The organism is Actinokineospora enzanensis DSM 44649, assembly GCF_000374445.1.
GTDB classification, from domain to species: Bacteria; Actinomycetota; Actinomycetes; order Mycobacteriales; family Pseudonocardiaceae; genus Actinokineospora; species Actinokineospora enzanensis.
On the sequence record NZ_KB894405.1, the window covers coordinates 461,433 to 482,802 of the forward strand.

Genomic DNA, 21,370 nt, shown 5'->3' on the forward strand with positions numbered 1-21,370 from the left:
AATCCCGCCGGCGGGAAGGGATCGAACACGTGCGTTTCCTGGCGAGGACCCTGCGTGGGTTGGAGGATGTCGCCGCGCGGGAGATCGCCGGGTTCGGGCGGGTGCGGCGGGAGCGGCACCGCGAGGTGTGGTTCAGCGCGCCGGAGCCGGACCCCCGGCTGCTCGGCCTGCGCACGATCGACGACCTGTTCCTGCTGGTCGCGGCCATCGACGAGGTCGGGCACACCAAGGCAGACCTGGTCCGCTTCACCACCGCCGCCCGCGCCGCCGACCCCGTCGAGCTCCTGCGTCAACGCGGCCGCTGCGGTGGTGCCGACACGGCGACCGGTGTCGACGTCGCCGCCTCCTTCCTCGGCAAGCGCAACTACAACCGGTTCGACATCGAGGACGCCGTCGGCATCGAGCTCTCCCGCGCCCTCGGCCTGCCCTACCACTCCCGGCGTGGCGGTGCGGCCCCGCCGGAAGGCACCTTGTCTTTCCGCGTGACGGTCGAGGGCACCCGCGCGGCACTGGCCCTCCGTATCGGTGACCGTCCGTTGCACCGCCGCGACTACAAGCAGGAGTCCACCCGGGGAACCCTGCACCCGCCGCTGGCCGCCGCGATGGCCGTGCTGGCAGGCGTCAGGCCCGGCGACACCGTGCTCGACCCCTGTTGCGGAACCGGAACCATCCTCATCGAGACCGCCGCCCTCGTCTCCGAGGCCCGGCTGCTGGGCAGCGACCACGACCCGCGCGCCGTCGCCGCGGCCACCGCCAACGGGCCCGCGACAACCTGGCTCAGGGCGGACGCGGGCAGGCTGCCCGTCGCCACCGGTCGGGTGGATCGGGTGGTGAGCAACCCGCCATGGGACCGGCAGGTTCCGGCACAGGGCACGCTGTCCGCGCAACCGGAACGCCTCTATCGGGAGGTCCGGCGGGTGCTGTCCGACACCGGGCAGGCCGTGCTGCTGCTGCACGAGGCGGAAGACCAGTTCACCGCCGCGAAGGCCGCCGGGCTGCGGGTGCGGGACGTCCGCCAGGTGAGCCTGTTCGGCGCGCACCCCTCAGTCGTGACCTTCACCGTGTGAATGCCGGTTATCCGAGAGAGACGAGCCATGTCCAACGTCAGGCGCCATCCCCCGAAGACGGACGAGTCCCGGGTGGGTCGCCGCAACGCCCGGTTCCAACAGTGGGAGTCCCTGTTGACGAACCGGAACGCCCGGCACCGGCGGGGCGAGTTCCTGGTCCAGGGCGTGCGGCCGATCAACGAGGCGCTCGCGCACGGCTGGCGGGTCCGGGCCCTGCTGCACGCGGGTGACGTGCGTTCGCAGTGGGCCCGGGACCTGGTGACCGGCGGGGTTGCCGACGAGGTGGTGCACCTCGCTCCCGATCTGTTGCACGACCTCGGCGAGAAGGACGAGGACACCCCCGAGCTGATCGCCGTCGTGGAATCCCCGCCGGACGACCTCGACCGGATCCGGCCGCGTGCCGACGGCGTGGTGGTCGTGCTCGACCGTCCCATCAGTCCCGGGAACATCGGCTCGTTGTTGCGTTCCGCCGACGCGCTCGGTGCCGACGGCGTGATCATCACCGGGCACGCCGCCGACCTCTACGACCCCAAGACCGTCCGGGCCAGCCGTGGCTCGCTGTTCGCCGTCCCGGCCGTCCGCGCCGCGAGCCCGGCCGCCGCCCTGGACTGGTTGCGTTCCGCCGTCCCGTTCCGGGTGGTCGGGACGAGCGAGGACGCCGCCGCCGACATCTGGGACCACGACTTCCGCGGCCCGACCGCGATCGTCGTCGGCAACGAGACCGCGGGCATGAGCGGCTTCTGGACCGAGAACTGCGACAGCACGATCAGCATCCCCATGGTCGGCTCGGCCAGCTCGTTCAACGCCACGGTCGCCGCCTCGATCACCCTCTACGAGATCGCCCGCCAACGCGCGCCGCGGCCTTGACCCTGACACCGTGTCACGGCCTGGAATCGGCTCACCATGTTGAGCATCGGAGAACTCGCCCACCGCACCGGCGTGTCGGTCCGGATGCTGCGGCACTACGACGCCCTCGGGCTGGTGGCGCCGCAGCGGATCGACCCGGCCTCCGGCTACCGCTGGTACTCGGCCGCGCAGGTCGGCCGGGTCAGCGGTCTGGTCGCGCTGAAGGACCTCGGGTTCACACTGGACCAGTGCCGCGCCCTCCTCGACGACCTGCCCGTGGAGCGGTTGCGGGACATGTTGCGGCTGCGCCGGGACGAGCTGGAACAGCGCATCGCGGCCGACCGGGAGCGGCTGGCCGGGGTGGAGCGGCGACTCCGAGCGATCGAGAGGGAACAGTCCATGACCACCGAAACCTTGCGGCTCCAATCCCTGCCCGCGCTGCGCCTCGCCCAGGTCAGCGGCGAGGTCAACGACACCAGCGAGATCAAGTCCATGGTGCGCGCGCTGGCCGCGTCGCTTACCGGGCAGCTGACTGCGGCGGGCGTGCCGGACGGCCTTCGTGTGCATACCTACTTTGGCCGCCCGGACGGTTCCAAGATCGACGTTGCGGTGGGTGTCCCACTTGTTTCGGGTGCTGTTCCGGTATCAGGTCTGGAACTGGTCGAGTTGCCTGCGGTGGAGCGGGCGGCTGTCGTGACCCATCGCCGCTCGCTGGACGACACCGGCGATCCGTGGCTCACCATCGATGCCGCACTGGAAAGCCATGATCTGGAATCTCATGGGGTGTACCGGCAGGTTTTTGTCGAATATCTCGATGATGGCGAGTACGTGGCCGAGTTCCAGTGTCCTGTCCGGGACCGTGGCAGCGCCTGTCTCTGAGCTGAATGGTGTCGGCTGCCGGATAGGGCGCCGACCGAACCGTCACATCATCCATGTCATCGCCGACGTGCCTCATGACAGACCGGCAGGCACGGATACCGATGCGGTGCCGAACCAGCGGGTGAGTGCCGCGCGCAGGCCACGCTGGCCTGCCGTGTCGGTGGCCCAGGCGACATAGCCGTCCGGGCGGATCAGTACGGCTCCGGCCGGGATGTCCGCCCGGACGGTGATCGCGTCGACCCGGTCTCGCCAGTCGGTCGCGGCGGTGGCGGTGGCCGGGTCGCCTGCCAGGTCCAACAGCAGAGGGCGGGCGGATCGGGCCAGTTCGGCCAGTCGGGTCCGGCCGTCCCGGGTCCACACCGGACGGTCGCCGAGGAAGTGGCCGGTGAGCGGGTGTGGATCGGGGCCAGGGTCGTAGCGGACGTCGGAGCCTGCCATCGTGGCCGCGATGTGGCGGCGGTTGCCGGGGTCGGTCAGGAGTTCGCCGAACACCTCGCGCAGGGCGGTGGTGGCGGAGCCGGGGGAGATCAGCATCCCCTGGGCCTCGGTGTGCGTGATCACCCGCTCGGCCGCCCGTCGCCGCTCGGTCTCGTAGGTGTCCAGCAGGTCGGGGCCGACCTGGCCGTGCAGTACGGCGGCGAGCTTCCAGCCGAGGTTGACCGCGTCCTGGAGACCGAGGTTGAGCCCGGGACCGCCGATCGCCGAGTGCACGTGTGCGGCGTCGCCGACCAGCAGCACCCGGCCGTCCCGGTACCGGTCGGCCAGTCGGGTGTTCCCGCCCTCGACCCGCCGCAGCAGGTGTGGTCCCGGGCCCGCGGGTTCGGAAAGCGGGAGTTCCACGCCGAGCACCCGGTGCGCGCTCGCCCGCAGCTCGTCCAGGGTCATCGGTCCGTCGGTCGGGGCCGGTTCCCATTCGAGGGTGAACAGCATGGCCGGGCGGCCCGGGAACGGGACATAACCGATCAGGCCGCGCTCCGTGCGGTGGTGCAGGAACGATGGGACGAGCCCGTATCCCGGAACGTCCAGTCCGGACGGTCCGACCAGTTCCGCGGGAACGGTGACGTGCGCGGTGCGGGAGACGGTGTCGTTCCGGGTTCGTCCCGGGAATCCGATGTCCAACAGCTTGCGGGTCACACTGTGCCCACCGTCGGCGCCGATCAGATAGCGGGTCCGCAACCGATCGGGACCGTCGGGACCGGACACGTCGATGTTCACGCCATCGGGATCCTGGGACAACCCGGTCAGCTCATGGCCGCGTCGGATCTCCACGCCGAGTTCCGTTGCGTGCTGTTCCAGTACCTGTTCCACCCGTTGTTGCGGCACGGCCATGATGTACAGCGGGTTGTCCGGGATGTCGGACAGTTCCAGCCGCATCGCGCCGAAGGTGTAGTGCGGGACGGGTTCCGGTGGTCCGGGAGTCCCGCTCAACCGCTGGTACAGGCCCCGGTGGTCGAGCACCCGGACCACCTGGCCGACCAGGCCGTTGGCCCGGTTGCGCTCGGTGACCTCGGGCAGCCGTTCCAGCACCAGCGGGCGGACGCCCGCGAGGGCGAGCTCGCAGGCCAGCATCAGGCCGTTCGGGCCCGCGCCCGCGATGACGACGTCGTAGGACATGGCAGTTCCTCCCGGAAAATGGGCATGGCGAAGCAGCCCCCGCGGGGGCGACGGGCAAACGTGGGTCAGGGTGCGGTCAGACCATTGGCGAGCTGCTGGATCGCCTCGCGCAGGAACGGTTCGAACGAGGCCGACGAGTCTGCCCGCCACCATTGCTCCATGGCGACCAGGACGGCGGCCCCGACCGTGCGGGCGATCAGCTGCGGGTACATCTGTTCCGGGTCCGTCCCGGTTCGTTCCGCGATCACCACCGCCATCGCACCGTCCACGATGGCGTTGGCGCGCAGGGCCTCGCCCTGCAACGCCGGGTGTTGCATCATCAGCTTGACGCCCGCGTGCCAGTGCGGGCTCTCCGTGAAAGTGCCGGTGGGCATGGTCATGAACCCGGTGGCCACCGCCTCGGCGATCGCCTGCCACAGCGGTTCGTCGGCGGGGCGGGCCCGCAGCGCCGCCACGATCCGCTTGCCCCGGTCGAGGTTGCGGGCGGCGATGGCCTCCGCCTTGCCGGAGAAGTAGTTGTTGAACGTCCGCGGCGACACCCCCACCGCCGCCGCGATGTCCTCGACCAGCACGGCGTCGAACCCCCGCTCGACGGTCAGCCGGATCGCCGCCCAGCTCAGCGCCTCCCGGGTCTGTTCCTTCTTGAGCTCCCGAAGACCCATGTCCGCCACCGTACCCGAAGTTGCGCGCCACGAAAATATGCGCGGCACGCAAGTTTTACCCGGAGACAAGGGCCACCGGCCGCTCGATCGGCGTTTCCGCACGTCGGCGCAGGCCGACCAGGGCGACCAGACCGGCGACGACGAGGAGCACGGCCTGCAGGTCGAGCAGCACGTCCAGGGACCAGACGCTCACCAGCGCGCCCGCGGCCAGCATGCCGACGGTCTGGCACCCGGCCATGCCCGCGTAGGCCGTGGCCAGCACCCGGCCCGCGCGGTCCGGCCGCGCACTCGTCTGGACCATGGTCAGCGCGCCCGCCGTGCAGAACACCGCGGGCGCCCCGACCGCGCCGAACAGCACGAGGTAGACCCAGTCGGACGTGGTCAGCGACGGCAGGTTCCAGATCACGCCCGACAGCACCCCGAGCGCGACCGTGCCGACCCCCAGCGACACCGCGGGCGCGACCCGTCGGCTCAGGGCCGCGATCGACACCCCGGCGGCGAGCCCGCCCACGGCCTGGATGCCGCGCAACAGCCCGACCTGGGCGTCGCCGCCGTGCAACGGACCGGTCACGAAGACCACGAACAACACCAGGAACATGCCCTGTGCCAGCGAGGTCAGCCCCAGTGCCAGGCCCGTGACCCGCAGCCGCCGTTCGTCCCGGAACTCGGCGAGACCTTCCAGCCACGCGGCGAGCATCGGTTGGCGGGGCGGGGGAGTGGCCGGTCGGGTGAAGCGCGGGAGGAGCAGGGCGGCCGCGACCAGGAGCGCGGCGAGGTAGCCGCAGACGACCCAGCCGAGACCGCTGGTGCCGAGGACGAGACCGCCGAGGGAACTGCCCGCCAGCCGGGAGATGCTGCTGTTGAACCCCATCAGTCCGTTGGCCGCGGTGAGCCGTTCCGTTCCCACCAGCGCCGGTACCAGCGCGTTGCGGCTCGGTTCGAACAGCGAGGCCAACGCGGACTGCGCGGCCATCACGACGTAGATCAACACCGCGCTGTGCCCGCTCATGGCCAGCAGCGGCGCCGCGACCACGGCCTGGGCGAGGCAGACGCCCCAGAGCAGCCGCCGCCGGTCCCACCGGTCGGCCAGCACCCCGGCGACCGGGCTGAGCAGGACCATCGGCAGGATCCCGGCCGCCATGGTGAGCGCGGTCGAGCCCGCCGAACCGGTCGCCTGGTAGACGTACACCGGCAGCGCCACCTGCAGCATCCACTCACCGGTCTCGGCGAACAGACCCGCGATCCACAGGCGCGCGAACGCCCGTTCCCGCAACAGGTCCCTCATGAACTGGGATTCCCGTCGGCTTCGATTCGAAGAAACGCCCGCCAGTTGGCATGCACGGGGCGGGCCCCGGCGGGCGGGTCGGTGCGGATCGTGGTCGTGTACGGGCGGAGCAGCGCGTCGATGGACGAGGTCAGCTCCGTCAGCTCGGCCGGGGTGACCCGCAACGAGTAGGTGCCCATGGCCGCGGCGAGCCGCCACTCCCGGTCCAGCTCGTCCACGGTGTCGATGAACCGCTGGGTCAGCACCTGGTCGTTCGCCACGTTCGCCCCCATCACGGCGAGCTGGGCGGCCTGCATGGCCGGGTCGGTGTCCAGCTCGTCGAAGTCCAGCCCCACCTGCGTCGCCCGCCACGGCCGCTCCCGCGCGTCCGTCGCCTCGACCCGCTCGACCAGCCCCCACCCGGCCAGCTGTCGCAGATGCCAGCTGCAGTTGGACGCCGACGAGTCCACCGCCGTCGCGCACTCGCTCGCCGTCCGCGGCCCCACGGCCAGCAGGTAGTTCACCAGCGCGGCCCGGAGCGGATGCGCCAACGCCCGCATCAACTCGACATCCCGAACCCGCATCCGCGGCGGTAGCTCGGCCATCCCCACCCCACTCTGAAAGGATTGTTTCGAAAGACCTCTTTCAGAGTTGCACGCCAGGCCGGGCCACGTCAAACACCCAGGTCAGGCGCGGCTTAGGGGGCTAGAGGGGCGGGTCAGTCCGCGGTGGGACGGTCGAGTTCGCGGCGGCAGAGGGCGAAGACGCCCGCGCCCGCGATCAGGAACAACGCGGCGAGGATGGCCCAGCCGAGCGGGCCGAGAGGCAGTACGACGCCGCCGTAGAGGCTGGGGCCGAGGATCTCGGCGCCGACCACGCCCAGGCTGAACACACCCAGGTAGACGCCGCGCTGTTCGGGCGGGGCGAGGTCGTAGGAGATCTCCCAGGCGCCCGCGGACTGGAGGAGCTCGCCGGTGGTGAGGGCGACGATGCCGGTGATGGCCAGTGTGATGGTGAGCACGCCCGCGGTGCTCGCGGTGATCGCGTACACGCCGCAGGTGGCGGCGAGGGCGACGGCGGCACCGAGGCAGGCGATGCCCGCACGCCGCAGGGAGCCGAGGCGTCTCGCGACGGCGGCCTGGAACAGGACGGCCAGGATCGTGTTGACGAACACGAGCGCGGGTACCCACGGACCGGGCAGGTCCGTCCGTTGCGACAGCCACAACGGAATGCCGACCGTCAGCATGCTCAGGTGCAGGGCCAGGAAGCCGTTGAACGCCGTCAACGCCAGGTACCGCCTGTCCCGGAGGTACCGGAACCGGCGTTTCGGCACGGCGGCAGCACCGGTTTCGCTGCCTGCGGGCGAAAGTCGGACGCGGCAGAGCAGGAAACCCGCCAGCAGGAACGAAAGCCCGTCCCCGAGCACGATCCCCCGGTAGCTCCACTCTGTCCCGATCGCGACCGCTCCCGAAGCCAGCGCGGCGCCCAGTGTGTAGCCGACGTTGCGGGTGCTGCGCACCCACGCCATCGTCGTGACCCGTTCCGATTCCCCGACCGCGAGTCCCACTGTCGCCTGTAGGACCGGATTGGACACCCGGTCGCCGAGCGCGATGAACAACGCCACGATCAGGTACTGCGGGAACGTGTGCACCAGCGCGTACCCGCAGAACCCGACGAACCGCCAGAACTGGAGCACGATCAGCAGCCGTAGCGGCCCGATCCGGTCGCCGAGCGAGCTGACCGGGACCGAGCTGAGGAAGCCGACGAGGCCGACGAGCGCGAGGCCGAGCGAGACCTGGCCTGCTGTCAGACCGACGCTTCTGGTCAGGAACAGCACCGAGCCCGCGAAGAACAGGCCGGTGCCCAGCGAGTCCACCAGGGAGACGGCGACGAGCCTGCGCGCGGGCGAGCCCGGTTCCATGGGCAGCCGGAACCGGCGGGACCGCGCTTCCTGCACGAGCGTCTCCGTCATCCCACTCTCTCGTTCCTCACCGACCCCACCCCGGTACGCCACCGGCCGCACCGTTCCGAGCAGGCACGACGCCGGGTCCGGGCCGCGGAACCACACCCCACCCGCGGTCAGGCCGGACCACTTCTCGCCACAGCAGGCGCGATGACCGGGACCGAGCGCCAATGTACATCGCCACGGAGAACAGGTTGACCGCATTCACTCGTTCCACGGCCGATGTCCACCGGCAGGTCTCCTGGATGGACCGTCCGAGGGTACTTCCCTACCTCGATCCGGTGACCACGCGCGACCGGGGAGGCCGCTCGACGCGGGTTGTCCGATTTCCTCCACTCCGCTGTGGACAATAAGCGAAAGGTGGGGACGCGCCGGGCGGGGCGGAGGTGACTATCCACCGTGGCCGATTACTTTCCGGCGGTCTCGATGTCCGTCTCCACGCCAGGCTCCGCAGTCGACCGGGGCCGAGGCAAGGTGTCGGTGATCACAAGTCCGCTCCTCGATATTCACGTTGACCTGGCCGCCGAGGGTTCGGTACTTTTCGGCCGACCACACATCGTGTCGGTTGGTTGTTGGCTGTCCGGACCTGACGGATTCATCGAAATGGACTCCCGGTGACCGCCGCGGTGCGGGTAGGGTGGCAAGGGAAATGCAGCGCCCGGACCACGCCGGGCGTCCGGTAGACCCTGTGTCGTCGACTCCCGGACATTCCGAGACGTTCCGACTTCTGACTGCTGACTGCTGACAATCTGAGAGTGCGGCCCGAATCCGAAGACGGATCGTGTCGCGCTGTGCCATGGATCGGGTCATCGCGGAGCCGACCGCTCCGCACCATGCCAATCGGACATGCGAACCGCTTCTTTGGGGGAAGACGTGGGAATTCTGCGATCGGAAGGCTTCGCCGCGCTCGTCGAGTCGGTGGCGAGCGAGGCCGCGGCGCGCGCGACGGTCGCCGAGGCGGTCGAGCACGCGGCCTCGCTGGCGGGCCGGGTGCCGGTGGAGATCGGCCTGCGCGCGCTGACGCGGCCCGAGGAACACCTGTTCGCCGCCGCCCGCGCGGCGCGCGCCGAACTGCGCGCCGAGCCCGGATCGGGTGAACGGCTCGTGCTCACCCGCACCGGCCGTGCCCGCCTGCTGTTCGGTGACCAGGAGAACAGCGACCAGGAGAACAGCGACCAAGAGAACGACGACCAAGAGAACGACGGACACCCGGTCGGATACGTCCACTGGCCCAATGGCAGGCCCACGGGCCTGGCCGCCGAGCTGGCCCGTCTGTCCACTCGGGACTTCGATGAGGCGGTCGACATCCGCGACTGGCTGGCCGGACTGCCCCGGACCCGGGTCGACGCGATGATCGAGAAGATCCGGTTCTCGTTGCTGCACATGGCTCCCGTGCAGCTCTACACCGGCACCGCGCACTACGGCAACCTGGGCAAGTCCAGCAACCTGGTCGGCAAGTCCGTGCGCCCGGACTCGGACCGATGCAGGCTGAAGTCCCTGGCGGAGACCGAGATCACCGACTGGGACGTGCGTGACGCCTGCTTCCTGGCCTGCCTGCACGCGTTGATCAGCTCCGGCCCGGCCGTCCGCGCCGAGGAGTTCAGCGGCACCCAGCTGCGCCCGGACCGGCTGCTCGCCTTCCTCCGACGCAAGATCGACGACTACCGGGTCGGGCGACCTCCGATCGACGGACTTCCGACGGGGCAGGCACTCCAGCTGCTCGCCGAGACCTGCGCCGAGGGCCGCGCGACGGCGACGGCCGCGGGCGCCCGGCCCTACCGCGTCATCCAGGGGCTCAACCTGAACAAGCGGGAAACCCTCGCCCACGACCCGGTGACCATCGCCGACGTGCCCACCGCGGTCGTCCGCGCGGCGGCACGAGAACTCGACTGCCCGATCCCCGCCGACTTCGCGGAACTCCGCACGGCGTTCGAGGCGGCCATGCCCGCGCTCAACGGTTCCGGCGCGGACGGTTTCAGCACCCGCTTCGAACAGGTGCTGCACGAACTGGTGATGGTCGGCACCGAGGCGATCGGCTCGGACGTCGGCATGTCCCGCGGCCCGCGCCGGATCGGCGAGCTGGCCGCCATGGTCGCCGCCGACAGCCCCGAGGCGATGGAGTGGACCACCACCGCGTTCTACTGCTGCGTCACCCCCAGCCGCGGCTTCGTCGAGCACTTCGCCGCGGCCGCGGACGAGCTGCCCCAGGTGCTGCGCGCGATCAGCGCGCGGATGCGCTACAACGGCTGGCACTACCTGCCGCACACCATCGGCATGCACGAGCGCGCGGACGAACGGGACTGGTTCTTCGCCCCCACGATGTCCGATCTGACGGACTGGTCCGACCAGCACCACACCGGACACGTGGCCAACGGCGTGCGCTACGCCATCCGCGTGCCGTTCGGTGTCGCCATGGCGGGCGAGCACCGGCCCGGCATGTTCGACTTCCGCCTGATGCGCGCGTTCGGCGAGCCGTACACGCTCGACGACCTCCGCGCGGGCACCGCCGTCGGCGAGCTGCTGCGCTGCCTGTACCAGGCGCGGGTCGACGCGTTCGCCGACGGCGCCGCCGATCCCGGTATCCTCGATTTCGACAATCCGTGGTACCAGGCCCGGTATTCGTCGACGCTCGCCACCGCCCGGTAACGACCAGAGCCAGTGAGGACCGTCAGCATGTCCAAGCCCGTCGTCATCTTCCTCAACACCCGCCGCACCCACCTGGAGCACGGCGCGGCGATCGAGGCGGCGCACCGACAGGGCCACGGTGTCGCACTGATCGCCGACAGCGTTCCCGCCGGGCTGCCCGAGCGGATCGTGCGCACGGTGCACAAGGTGGACACCTTCGACCTCGCCGCGGTGGACGCCGCGGTGGACGCGATCGCCGCCGAGCACACCGTCGCGGGCGTGGTCACCTGGTCCGACCGGGACGTCGAGACGGTCAGCCGGATCGCCGCCAGGCTGGGCCTGCCCGCCCCGTCGGTCGCGGCGGCGCGCGCGGCCCGCAACAAGTTCCTGATGCGGCAGGCGCTGGTCGACCACCCGGAGGCGATCCCGCGGTTCGCCCGGGTCACCGAGTGGGCAGAGCTGACCAAGGCGGTCGCGGACATCGGCTACCCGGCGGTGCTCAAGCCGACCTCCGGCTCCGGCAGCAAGGGCATCTTCGTGCTGCGCGGCGAGGACGACCTGCGCGCGGCGTTCGACGAGCTGGTCCGCTACACCCGGCCGGAGGTGGACAAGGCGTTCACCGGCAACCCGGGGGAGCTGATCGTCGAGGAGTTCCTGGTCGGCACCGAGCACAGCGTCGAGGGCTTCGTCACCGGCGGCCGCCTGCACATCGCGGGCGTCACCGACAAGGAGACCAGCGAGCCGTTCCGGCTGGAGGTCGCGCACGTCTTCCCGAGCAGCCTGCCCGAGTCCACGCTGGCCGAGGTGCGCCGGTTGACCGAGGTCGTGATCGGCGCGCTCGGCCTGGACGACTGCACGTTCCACCTGGAGTGCATGGTGTCCCCGGCGGGCACGGCGAAGCTGGTCGAGGTGGCGGCCAGGGTGGGCGGCGATTTCATCACCTCGCACCTGGTCGGCCTGGCGACCGGGGTGCCGTTCGCGGAGAACGTGATCCGGGTGGCCACCGGGCGCGAGCCGGTCCTGCCCGCGGGCGACGGCCTGTACTCGGGCGTGCGGAAGATCATGGCCGACCGGGACGGCGTGCTCGCGGGCGTCGACGGCCTCGCCGAGGCGCTGGGCGTGCCGGGCGTGCGGCACGCGATCGTGGAACGCGCGGCAGGCGCGAAGGTGGCCCTGCCGCCCGCCGACTACATGTCCGGCACGATCGGCGCGGTCCTCGCGGTCGGCGACTCGGCCGAGGCGGTCCGCGCGACGCTGCTCCGGGCGGTCGACGCGGTGACCGTGCGCGTCACCCCGGCGGAGGGCTGACCCGTGGCTGATCGGACTCTCCTGGTCCTGGGCTGTGCCTCGACCACGCCGCACGGCCGCGACCAGATGCGCCGGGTGGCCGAGCAGGCCGCCCGCCGGGACGTGCGGGTGATCGGCGCGGACACCGCGGCGAACCTGGCCGCGGCTGATGTGTCCGGTGTGGTCGGTGAGACCGCGGTGCTGGACGTGCACTCGCCGGACGCGGTGCGGTCGTGGGCGAACGGCCGCGCGGGCATCGGCGCCGTGCTCACGTTCCGGGAGATGTGCGTCGAGTCGGTGGCCGCCGCCACGTCCGCGTTGGGCCTGGCGGGCAACGATCCCGCTGTCGCGCACACCATCCGCACCAAGGACTTGTGTCGGGAGCTGTTGCGGGACAAGGGATTCCGTCAGCCGGAATGCGCGGTGGCCGAGGATTTGGCAGCCGCGACGGCTTTCGTCGCCCGCACCCGCGGCCCCTGGGTGGTCAAGCCACGCGACGGCATGGGCAGCGTCGGCGTATCCCTGGTGCGCTCACCGGCGGATCTGTCCGATGCCGTGTCCCGATTACCCGCCGGAACACCGTTCCTGGTCGAGACTTTCGTGTCCGGACGGGAGTTCTCCGCCGAGGGCGTACTGCTCGCGGGCCGACCCCGGGTGCTCGCCCTGACCGCCAAGACGACCGGCGCGGGTTTCGTGGAGACCGGCCACCGCATGCCCGCCGACCTCGACCCGGCCACCGCCGCCACGGCCCACGCCGAGATCGAGGCGGCCCTGCGGGTCATCGGCATCACCCACGGCATCTTCCACGTCGAGTTCTGGGTCGACGACGACACCGTGGTATTGGGCGAGGTCCACGCCCGCCCCGGCGGCGACTTCATCCACGCCATGGTCGAGCACACCCGCCCCGGCCTGGAGCTGTACGGCCTGCTCATCGACGACCTGTTCGGCGAGGTCGCCGACATCCCGCCACCCGCCACCGCCGCGGGCGTCGAGTTCCTGCTGCTGCCACCGGGCACCGTCCATTCCGTCGGGGGATGGACGGACGCGGTGTCCCATCCCGCGGTGATCACGGCCCACCTGTCGGTCCGACCGGGCGACGTCATCGGTCCCATCCGAGGCTCCGCGGACCGACACGGCGTGCTCGTCGTGGGCGGACCCACCCGGGCGGCGGTCGACGAGACTCTGCATGACCTGCTGGCAGGCCTGCGCATCGACATCCGTCGCTGACGGAGAAGCCCTTTCCGAGGTGCGCCGCCCCAGCAGCCGTCCGGTCGTCCTCGACGGTGGGAGACCGGAACGGCGTCATCCTCGTCCACGACGACGGCGAACTCCCGATGGCCGACGTCGAGCGGATCCGGCCGCGACCGGGGCCACCGAACTGGACAACGGCGGTGATTCGCGGGAGTGTGGGATGGGGGGGTGGTCGGGATGTTCTCGGGACCGGAGTCGTGGTCGATCGGCGTCAAACCCTCTGACCAGGGCTTCGACTGGGCCCTGTGGTTCCGCGCCGCCGAACGCATCGACGTGGACGTCGTCGGCGAGACCGACCTGACACCCCTGCCCGACCCATCCACACCGCGCCCCGCCGACCTCACCGACGGATGGCTGCGCTGGTGGGAAACCCTCGTCGCCCACCGCACGCGCACCGATCCGACCTTCGCCGACATATCGAGGTTCGCCCCGCCCGATTTCGCAGGCCTCGCGGACCATCCCGCACTGCAGGCCGTGGTCGCCGCCCGCTGGCCCGAGGCCGACACCTGGCACTCGCGCCGCAAACGCGCCGCCATGAGCAGGCCGCACGGCCGAGAGGGCGACATCGTCCGGGCCGTCGAAGCCGAGATCGGCCACGAGGCCGCCCCCTTCGCCATTCGGATCACCGTCCTGCCGATCGTGGAGGACCGTGTCCGCCGGGTCGGCAGCTCCCTGTACCTGGTCCCCGAACAGATCTACGCGACCAGCACCTACGACACCTGGCTGCACGGCCTCGTCCGCGCCCTCGCCTGAGTTCCCGGCCATCCCGCCTGGTTGTGGTCCTTGTTCCACCTCGTCGGCGACCCGATCCTCCAGGAGGTAGCCGACGCTGTGCTCCCGCGGGCCAGGTGCCGCAGTTCGCCGAGCGCGCCCCGCAGCCGTTCTCGCGCCTCGTCGATCATGCCGAGCACGGCGGAGTCCGCTGCCGCGTGGATACGGGCGAGGGCCACCCGGTCTCGTGGCTCGAAGCAGGTCAGGATGTCGCGCCGGGACCGGGCAGCAGGTCGACGTCCGTGGCGTGCATCGGTTCGCCGCAGTGGGTGCAGCGGAGGTCGACGGTGGTGATCTCGCCGCACGCGTGGTGGCGGTGGAGGACCGGGGGTCCTGCCGGGCCCGCGAGCCACTTGTCGCCCCAGTGGGCCATGACCAGGAGGAGGTCGACGAGTTCGGTGCCCTTCTCGGTGAGGACGTACTCGTAGCGGGGGCGGCGGTCGTAGGGGCGGCGGTCGAGGATGCCCGCGTCGACGAGGTGGTTCAGGCGTTCGGTGAGGACCTTGCGGGAGATGCCGAGGTCGGCCTGGAGCTGCTCGAACCGGGTGAGCCCGACCCAGACGTCCCGGAGGACGAGGGGGGACCAGGGTTCCCCGATGACGTCCAGGGTCCGCGCGATCGAGCAGGTCATGCTGCCGAAGTCGGTGCGCTGCATGTGGCCAGTCTAGCGCGTGGGGTTCCCTGAGGGAACTCAAGCTGCTACGGTTGCGGAGTCTCCTGAAGGAACTTGGAAGGGAACGCGAGGATGAGCAAGGTCATCGGCGCCCTGTCGGTATCGGTCGACGGGTACATCACCGGCCGCGAGCCGGGCCCCGGGCACGGACTCGGCACCGGGTCGATGCTGTTCGACTGGTATTTCGACGGCGACACCCCCAGCCGCGTCTTCGACGGGTTCCGGCTCAGCGAGCCCAGCGCCAGGGTCTTCGACGCCCTCGCGGGCCGCGTCGGCGCGGTCGTGGCGGGGCGCAACACCTATGAGGACTCCGACGGTTTCGGTGGCGGCAGCCCGCACCCGGCGGCGCGGCTGGTGGTGCTGAGCCACCGCCCGTTACCGCAGGTGAGCGAACGACAGACGCTCGTCACCACCGGTATCGAGGACGCGATCGCGGCCGCCCGCGCGGCCGCCGACGGCAAGGACGTCGGGCTCATGGGCGGCGGCGTCATGACCGAGGCGCTCAAGGCGGGGCTGGTCGACGAGCTCGTCCTGCACCAGGTCCCGATCCTCCTCGGCGCGGGCCGACCCTTCTTCCAGCCGCTGCCCGAGCACGTGCGCCTCGACCTCGTCGAGGCCGTCCCGGCCCCCGGCGTCACCCACCTGCACTACCTGATCAAGCGATAAGCCGGAGCCGACGATGCTGAACCCCGACATCCGCCGCGTCCTCGACGGCACCCCGATCGCCCACCTTGCCACCCTCCTGCCCGACGGCGCCCCGCACTCGGTCCCGGTCTGGATCGGCACCCACGGCGACCACGTCGTGATCCTCACCGGCCCGGACAGCCGCAAGGCCCGCAACCTGCACCGCGATCCGCGCGTCGCCGTCTCCCTGACCCCCGCCGACAACCCGTTCCGACCGGTCATCCTGCGCGGCCGGGTCGTCGAATGGCTGGCGGGCGACCCCGCCTGGGAAATCGTCGACCGCATCTCGACGAAGTACATCGGCAGGCCCTACGGCCGGGACGAACAGCGCGTCGTCGCGCTCATCGAGCCGGACCGCCAAATCATCGGCTGACCGTCTCGGTCGTCCTTTATAGACAGAAGCGCCGGTCACTCCCGACCGCGCGCGACCATCCGACGGCCCCAGGTGGTCAAACCGACCGCGACTCCCGTGAGTGCCACCCCGGCCAGGACGTCGAGCACGTAGTGATGTCCGGTGACAATCACGACAAGCGCGGTCAGCACCGGATACCCCCAAGCCGACCAAGCGACCCGAGGTGCGCGTTCGCGTAGAGCCGACCACACCGCATAGCCGCACCAGGTCGTCCAGGCGACGTGCATGCTCGGCATGGCAGCCAACAGGTTCGCCCCCGCGTGCGGGACCCGCGCGGCCGCGCCGCCGAGAATGTCGTAGGTGGCCATGTAGTCGACAATCCCCGGCTGGGCAAAGCGCGGTGGCGCTTCCGGGCAAAGCCACACCAATGGCAGGTCCAGCAACATCACCACCACCAGCGCGGTTCGCAACCGCCCGTACCGCTCCCGCTTCCGAATATAGAGCCAGACCAGGACGACCGGGACGGCGAATACGCTGAACCGATAGAAGTATCCGGTCAGATAGATCGCGGCGGAGCTTCCCAGCATCGCCTGGTTGAACGGATCCTCGATAGCGATATGGAGAGCCCGTTCCGCCCGCTGAACCCACAACGCGTTATCGGTGGCGGCAGGTTCACCTCGATCGACGGCCGCCCGAGCCAGCCCGAACAATAAATACCCGACAACCAGCAGTGGCACCTCGAAATACCACTTCGACCACACGCGCCGCGGCGACAAGACCCCCATGCGCCCCGGAGCCTACCCAGCCACCACGTCAAATCGGTGTGGTCCGGACCGGGACAGGGCGTCGTCGCTGGTGCGGGCGGCGCGGCGGGGAGGCCGAACGGTGCTGCGGATCAAGATGCACCGAGCCTGCCCGGCCCGCGCGCTGCCCGGCCCGGCGCACGTCATCGGACACCCGACATCTCGGCGGTCGACCGAATCGCCCCCTATTCTGGGAACGCGGTGAAACACTCCGTAACCGGACACACGGCACCCGATCTCGGAAAGCGTGACAGCGGGCCGGTGGCGCCGGGTCGCGGGCGCGCGCAAGTATGGACATGGACTGGACGGTTTATGATAATCACAGTATGTGGAACTTTTCTTTACCATCAAGATTGACGAGATCCCAGAGATTAGTGATCGCGATGGTTGCCAGTGTTGCCATTATTGTGGCGACCGCGCTCGCGGTGGGGGGCGGGCCTGCGTCGGCCGCGCCGTCCGCGCTCGTGCCCTGTAGCGCCCCCGCGTGGGCCGAGGGCACGAACTACGCCGCCGGGGCCCAGGTGACCTACCAGAACCGGCTCTACAAGGCCAGGGTCGCGCACACCGCGTGGCCGGGCGCGGGCTGGAACCCCGCCGCGTCGAAGTCGCTGTGGTCGGACGAGGGTGCCTGCGACGGCAACCCGCCCACCTCGACCACGACAACGACGACGACCACGACAACGACGACCACCACCACGACCACCACCCCGCCGAACACGAGCACCACCACGACGACGACCACGACCCCGCCGACCACGACGACCACCACCCCCGGCGGCGAGACCTGCGCGGTCAAGTCGAGGCCCGCTGGCAAGGTCCTCGTCGGCTACTGGGAGAACTGGGACGGTTCCATCAACGGCGTGCACCCGCCGTTCGGCTGGACGCCGGTCACCAACCCGGTGATCCGCCAGCACGGCTACAACGTGCTCAATGCCGCGTTCCCGGTGATCCGCGGGGACGGCACCGTGCTGTGGGAAGACGGCATGGACAGCAACGTCAAGGTGTCCACGCCCGCGGAGATGTGCGCGGCGAAGGCCTCCGGCCAGACGATCCTCATGTCGATCGGCGGCGCGGCCGCAGGCATCGACCTGAACTCGGCCACCGTGGCGGACAAGTTCGTGGCCACCATCGTGCCGATCCTGAAGAAGTACAACTTCGACGGTATCGACATCGACATCGAGACCGGCCTGTCGGGCTCGGGCAGCATCAACACGCTGTCCGCGTCGCAGTCCAACCTGATCCGCATCATCGACGGCGTGCTGGGCCAGATGCCGTCCAACTTCGGTCTCACGATGGCCCCGGAGACCGCGTACGTCACCGGCGGCAGCGTCACCTACGGCTCGATCTGGGGCGCCTACCTGCCGATCATCAAGAAGTACGTGGACAACGGCCGCCTCTGGTGGCTGAACATGCAGTACTACAACGGCAGCATGTACGGCTGCAGCGGTGACTCGTACCAGGCGGCCACGGTCCAGGGCTTCAAGGTGCAGACCGACTGCCTGAACAACGGCCTGACCATCCAGGGCACCACCATCAAGGTGCCCTACGACAAGCAGGTCCCGGGTCTGCCCGCGCAGCCCGGCGCGGGTGGCGGCTACATGACGCCCTCGCTCGTGTCCCAGGCGTGGAGCACCACCGGCGGCGGCAGCCTCAAGGGGCTGATGACCTGGTCGCTCAACTGGGACGGCTCGAAGAGCTGGAGCTTCGGCGACAACGTCAGATCGTTGCAGGGCCGCTAGTCCCAGCCTGTACCGGATAGTCCCAGCCTGTGCCAGAACGAAGAGCCCGTCCGGCCTCAGCCCTGTGTGGCCGGACGGGCTCTTTCTCGTAGCGGTTTCTCGTAGCGGCGCGGTCGGTTTGCCGAGCATCCCCGGGAGCCGTGAACCGAGCCCCCGGTCCCGTGTAACCCCGATCGGTATGAAGTGGTGAGCCGTACGGGCGTAGCTGTGGAGAGGGGCGGTTCCGATGAGTGGCAGAGCGAACGTGGTCAAGGTGGGGCTGGGGGTCGCGGCGGTGGTGGCGATGAGCCTGGCCGGGCAGCCCGCCCTGGCCGACAACGGTGTCATCCACACCGAGACGACCGACACCGACGGGGTCATCCACGCCCAGGCCACCGCGATCGAGTACGGCACGGACGCCACGGCGATCGAGTACGGCCTGGCGGCACCCGCGGTATTGCTGGCCAACCGGTAAGGGGAAGTCCGGGGGCGGGCGGGGGAGGCCCGCCCCCGGACCCATCAGCCGTCCACGGTGCAGGTGGCGGTCGCGGTGATGGTCGGGCTGCTCTCCGAGGTGGCCGTCAAGGTCACCTTCGCCGGACCGGAACCGCTGTCCCGCTTGACGTACACCGGCACCTGTACGTTCTCACCGAACTGCGCCGTGGCCAGCGCGTTGGGCACGTCGACCGTCCACCCGGGACCATCGGCCTTGGCCGTGACCCGGTAGACGTCGCCGTTGAGATAGGCGCTGACGTCCTCCGGGTGTTGCCCGGCGGGTTTGCCGCCGGTACCGGTGTTGGACAACGGGAACGCACAGGTCGCCACGCCGTCCGGGTCGGAGTGCCCGGATGTGGGCTGCACCTGGACGCCGCGTTTCTGCGGGCCCGCGCCGCTGAGTGAGCGGATGGCGACGGTGTAGGACAGGATTCCCTTGTCGTCGCGTTTGATGTCGAGTACGTAGAAGTGCAGGCGGTTGGCCTGGTCCACGTATTCGTATTCACTGCCGGAGTTCGTGCCCGCGTGGAACAGCGCGTCCGACAGTTGGCGGTAGTCGCCGATGGTGATGGGGACCTTGCGGCCGTCGGGCAGGACGTAGTCGGTCATGCCGATGTCCTGCGGGTTGGCGTCGATCACCCAGGTGAACGGCGCGTCATCGGCGTTCTTGGTCTTCGCCAGCAGCACGCCGGAGTCCGGGGTGAACGAGTCCGCGCCCATCCGGTCGACGACCTCGACGGTGTAGTTCTGGTAGCCGCCGCCGTCGCAGTACGGGTCGGTGCGGATGTCGCATCTGGTCGACAGGTCGCCCCGGTCGAGCACGATGTTGACGCCGGAGAGCCCCGTCGCGCCGGGCCGCGCCTCGCGCGCGGTGACCCTGGCGATCACCATGCCGGACTTGGCCAGCGCGTCCCGGGACAGGCGCAGGACGTTGACCTCGTCGAGGAACCCGAGTTTCAGCTTGTTCCGCAACGTGTGCTGGGATCCCATCGACGCACCCGCGGTGGCCGGGACGACCCAGCGGGAGTGCGGGCCACCGGGACCGTTGAACGCGCCGCGGGAGAGCATGTCCCAGATTCCCGAGTAGTCCCGGCGTTGCGGCGTCCCGAACGGGTTGCCGTAGTTGTCGCCGATGCCGAGGATGTGGGTCAGCTCGTGCGCGAACACGCCCTGCCCCGAACTCTCCGCCTGCGTCGACGAGCCGCTGACCGCGTTGGGCCACAGCGTCGACGCGGACGCCCACGACGTCCAGTCCACGTACCGGGTGCGCGCCCAGTTCGGCAGTGCCGGGTCGGGCGAGCCGAACGCCTTGGGCACGTCCGCCTTGGTCGCGAACTTGATCGGCCCGAACTCCTGCCAGGTACTGGTCTCGTCCTGACCCGCGGACAGGTAGTAGACGAAGTCGAACCCGGCCGGGACCTGCGACCCGACCGCGGCGACCCAGGCCGCGCGACCGTCGGCGCGCAGGTCGCGGGTGCACCGGTCGCCTGCGGGACAGGCCGTGCCGGACTGGAACTCCATGCCGTACTCGTGGTCCTTGCCGGGCATGGTGTACGGCCCGAACGCCTTCAGGTCGACGCCGAAGCGCCCGCCGGAGTTCTCCATCCAGTACTCGTGCACCGTGTGGCCGCGGTTGAGCGTGCCCGGCTTGTTGAGGAAGTCCTGGTAGAACTGGCCGACCTGGGTGCGCGGGACATCGTGCGCCTCGGCGCCGGGGTTGCCGAACACCGACGAGTGCTGCGGCTGGGTCACGACGAACGGCTGGTTCCGGTAGTCCAGCAGGACCAGCGCGCCCTTGAACGTGCGCTTCGACCCCTTGACCGCCGGGTCGGCCCAGTTCGTGCCGGGGATCTTCCGGTAGTCCTGTTCCCACGTCATGTGGTCGGGGTTGACCCAGTTCTGCGGGTCGATCGGTCCGGGCAGCCCGTCGTACGCCGCGACCCGCGCGCCATCCCGGGCCTGCTGCCACGGCTGCTGTCGCGGCCAGTGGCCATACTGCCATTGGTGTTCGGGCTGGTCGGGTGGGGCCGCGACCGCATTGCCATTTCCCGAGACCAGCGCGGCAGCGGATAACAGCGCGCCGATCAGGAGTAACGGACGCCTGCGGACCTGGGTGAGGTACATGCCGCCTCCGATGTGTCGGTCCACCCATGCTAACGATCCGGACAGATCGGGAAACCTTTGCCAGTTAACAAAAAGCCTGGGAACCACGGGATATACGGCCCGCCCCGCCGGTTCTGTTATGCCCCCGACCCGGGGGCGGCGCCGGGCCACCGCAGGTAGGCGCCCGGGCAATGCGAGTGTTGTTCACTCGCGGTCCGCGGCGGCTGACAGAGATCTTCGAGTATGTTGAACAGATTGACGGAAAATTGTTTCACCGGTTTTCGGTGGGACAGTTTCCATGCTTTTCCGGTGA

19 protein-coding genes are annotated in these 21,370 nt (G+C 70.1%); 11 read left to right on the forward strand and 8 right to left on the reverse strand.

Features of this window, described 5'->3' with window-relative positions; all coding sequences use genetic code 11:
• The first annotated feature begins 29 nt into the window (after positions 1-29).
• Genes C503_RS0106645 through C503_RS0106655 form a run of 3 tightly spaced genes read left to right on the forward strand, consistent with a single transcriptional unit; the run spans position 30 to position 2,792 of the window.
• A complete protein-coding gene (locus C503_RS0106645; RefSeq protein WP_018681412.1) occupies positions 30-1,067 on the forward strand; it encodes a methyltransferase domain-containing protein in 1,038 nt (345 codons plus the stop codon).
• A gap of 27 nt (positions 1,068-1,094) precedes the next feature.
• Positions 1,095-1,934, forward strand: coding sequence for a TrmH family RNA methyltransferase (locus C503_RS0106650; protein WP_018681413.1), 840 nt, complete (start codon positions 1,095-1,097; stop codon positions 1,932-1,934).
• A gap of 36 nt (positions 1,935-1,970) precedes the next feature.
• Entirely contained in the window at positions 1,971-2,792 is an 822-nt protein-coding gene (locus C503_RS0106655; protein WP_018681414.1) for a MerR family transcriptional regulator, read from the forward strand.
• A gap of 72 nt (positions 2,793-2,864) precedes the next feature.
• Here C503_RS0106655 and C503_RS0106660 read toward each other — a convergent pair whose 3' ends face one another.
• The 5 genes from C503_RS0106660 to C503_RS38270 all read right to left on the reverse strand — a co-directional run bounded on the left by C503_RS0106660 (position 2,865) and on the right by C503_RS38270 (position 8,304).
• Positions 2,865-4,406 (reverse strand): FAD-dependent monooxygenase, encoded by a 1,542-nt coding sequence (locus tag C503_RS0106660; RefSeq protein ID WP_018681415.1) that lies wholly within the window; start codon positions 4,404-4,406, stop codon positions 2,865-2,867.
• A 65-nt stretch (positions 4,407-4,471) separates the two neighbouring features.
• On the reverse strand, positions 4,472-5,068 hold the full coding sequence (locus C503_RS0106665) for an acyl-CoA-like ligand-binding transcription factor (protein ID WP_018681416.1): 597 nt from the start codon (positions 5,066-5,068) through the stop codon (positions 4,472-4,474).
• A 55-nt stretch (positions 5,069-5,123) separates the two neighbouring features.
• Positions 5,124-6,353, reverse strand: coding sequence for an MFS transporter (locus C503_RS0106670; RefSeq protein WP_018681417.1), 1,230 nt, complete (start codon positions 6,351-6,353; stop codon positions 5,124-5,126).
• A complete protein-coding gene (locus C503_RS0106675) occupies positions 6,350-6,937 on the reverse strand; it encodes an ArsR/SmtB family transcription factor (RefSeq protein WP_018681418.1) in 588 nt (195 codons plus the stop codon). The genes C503_RS0106670 and C503_RS0106675 overlap by 4 nt, the downstream gene beginning before the upstream one ends.
• 113 nt (positions 6,938-7,050) lie before the next feature.
• Positions 7,051-8,304, reverse strand: coding sequence for an MFS transporter (locus C503_RS38270; RefSeq protein ID WP_018681419.1), 1,254 nt, complete (start codon positions 8,302-8,304; stop codon positions 7,051-7,053).
• 864 nt (positions 8,305-9,168) lie between these two features.
• Here C503_RS38270 and C503_RS0106690 point away from each other — a divergent pair.
• The 4 genes from C503_RS0106690 (at position 9,169) to C503_RS0106705 (ending at position 14,211) form a co-directional block, all read left to right on the forward strand.
• The gene (locus C503_RS0106690; RefSeq protein WP_018681420.1) at positions 9,169-10,941 is read left to right on the forward strand and encodes a hypothetical protein; all 1,773 of its coding nucleotides are present in this window, start codon (positions 9,169-9,171) and stop codon (positions 10,939-10,941) included.
• 27 nt (positions 10,942-10,968) lie between these two features.
• Complete coding sequence (locus C503_RS0106695; RefSeq protein ID WP_018681421.1) at positions 10,969-12,228, forward strand: ATP-grasp domain-containing protein; 1,260 nt, start codon at positions 10,969-10,971, stop codon at positions 12,226-12,228.
• Between the two features lie 3 nt (positions 12,229-12,231).
• Complete coding sequence (locus C503_RS38275; protein ID WP_018681422.1) at positions 12,232-13,434, forward strand: ATP-grasp domain-containing protein; 1,203 nt, start codon at positions 12,232-12,234, stop codon at positions 13,432-13,434.
• Between the two features lie 201 nt (positions 13,435-13,635).
• The gene (locus C503_RS0106705) at positions 13,636-14,211 is read left to right on the forward strand and encodes a hypothetical protein (protein ID WP_156893022.1); all 576 of its coding nucleotides are present in this window, start codon (positions 13,636-13,638) and stop codon (positions 14,209-14,211) included.
• Positions 14,212-14,431: 220 nt separating this feature from the next.
• Here the strand turns inward: C503_RS0106705 and C503_RS0106710 are convergent, their stop codons facing one another.
• Complete coding sequence (locus C503_RS0106710; protein ID WP_018681424.1) at positions 14,432-14,884, reverse strand: winged helix-turn-helix transcriptional regulator; 453 nt, start codon at positions 14,882-14,884, stop codon at positions 14,432-14,434.
• 90 nt (positions 14,885-14,974) lie between these two features.
• Here C503_RS0106710 and C503_RS0106715 point away from each other — a divergent pair, with 90 nt between their 5' ends.
• On the forward strand, positions 14,975-15,568 hold the full coding sequence (locus C503_RS0106715) for a dihydrofolate reductase family protein (RefSeq protein ID WP_018681425.1): 594 nt from the start codon (positions 14,975-14,977) through the stop codon (positions 15,566-15,568).
• A gap of 13 nt (positions 15,569-15,581) precedes the next feature.
• Positions 15,582-15,959: a PPOX class F420-dependent oxidoreductase gene (locus C503_RS0106720; RefSeq protein WP_018681426.1), complete on the forward strand. Its 378-nt coding sequence runs from the start codon at positions 15,582-15,584 to the stop codon at positions 15,957-15,959.
• A 35-nt stretch (positions 15,960-15,994) separates the two neighbouring features.
• On the opposite strand, the gene C503_RS0106725 is transcribed toward C503_RS0106720, so the two are convergent.
• The gene (locus C503_RS0106725) at positions 15,995-16,723 is read right to left on the reverse strand and encodes a phosphatase PAP2 family protein (RefSeq protein WP_018681427.1); all 729 of its coding nucleotides are present in this window, start codon (positions 16,721-16,723) and stop codon (positions 15,995-15,997) included.
• 425 nt (positions 16,724-17,148) lie between these two features.
• On the opposite strand from C503_RS0106725, the gene C503_RS0106730 reads away from it, so the two are divergent.
• Together C503_RS0106730 and C503_RS0106735 are read left to right on the forward strand one after the other, a co-directional pair.
• Entirely contained in the window at positions 17,149-18,480 is a 1,332-nt protein-coding gene (locus C503_RS0106730) for a glycosyl hydrolase family 18 protein (RefSeq protein ID WP_018681428.1), read from the forward strand.
• Between the two features lie 226 nt (positions 18,481-18,706).
• Complete coding sequence (locus C503_RS0106735) at positions 18,707-18,934, forward strand: hypothetical protein (RefSeq protein ID WP_156893023.1); 228 nt, start codon at positions 18,707-18,709, stop codon at positions 18,932-18,934.
• Between the two features lie 44 nt (positions 18,935-18,978).
• Here the strand turns inward: C503_RS0106735 and C503_RS0106740 are convergent, their stop codons facing one another.
• On the reverse strand, positions 18,979-21,078 hold the full coding sequence (locus tag C503_RS0106740; protein WP_033400318.1) for a M6 family metalloprotease domain-containing protein: 2,100 nt from the start codon (positions 21,076-21,078) through the stop codon (positions 18,979-18,981).
• Between the last annotated feature and the right edge of the window lie 292 nt (positions 21,079-21,370).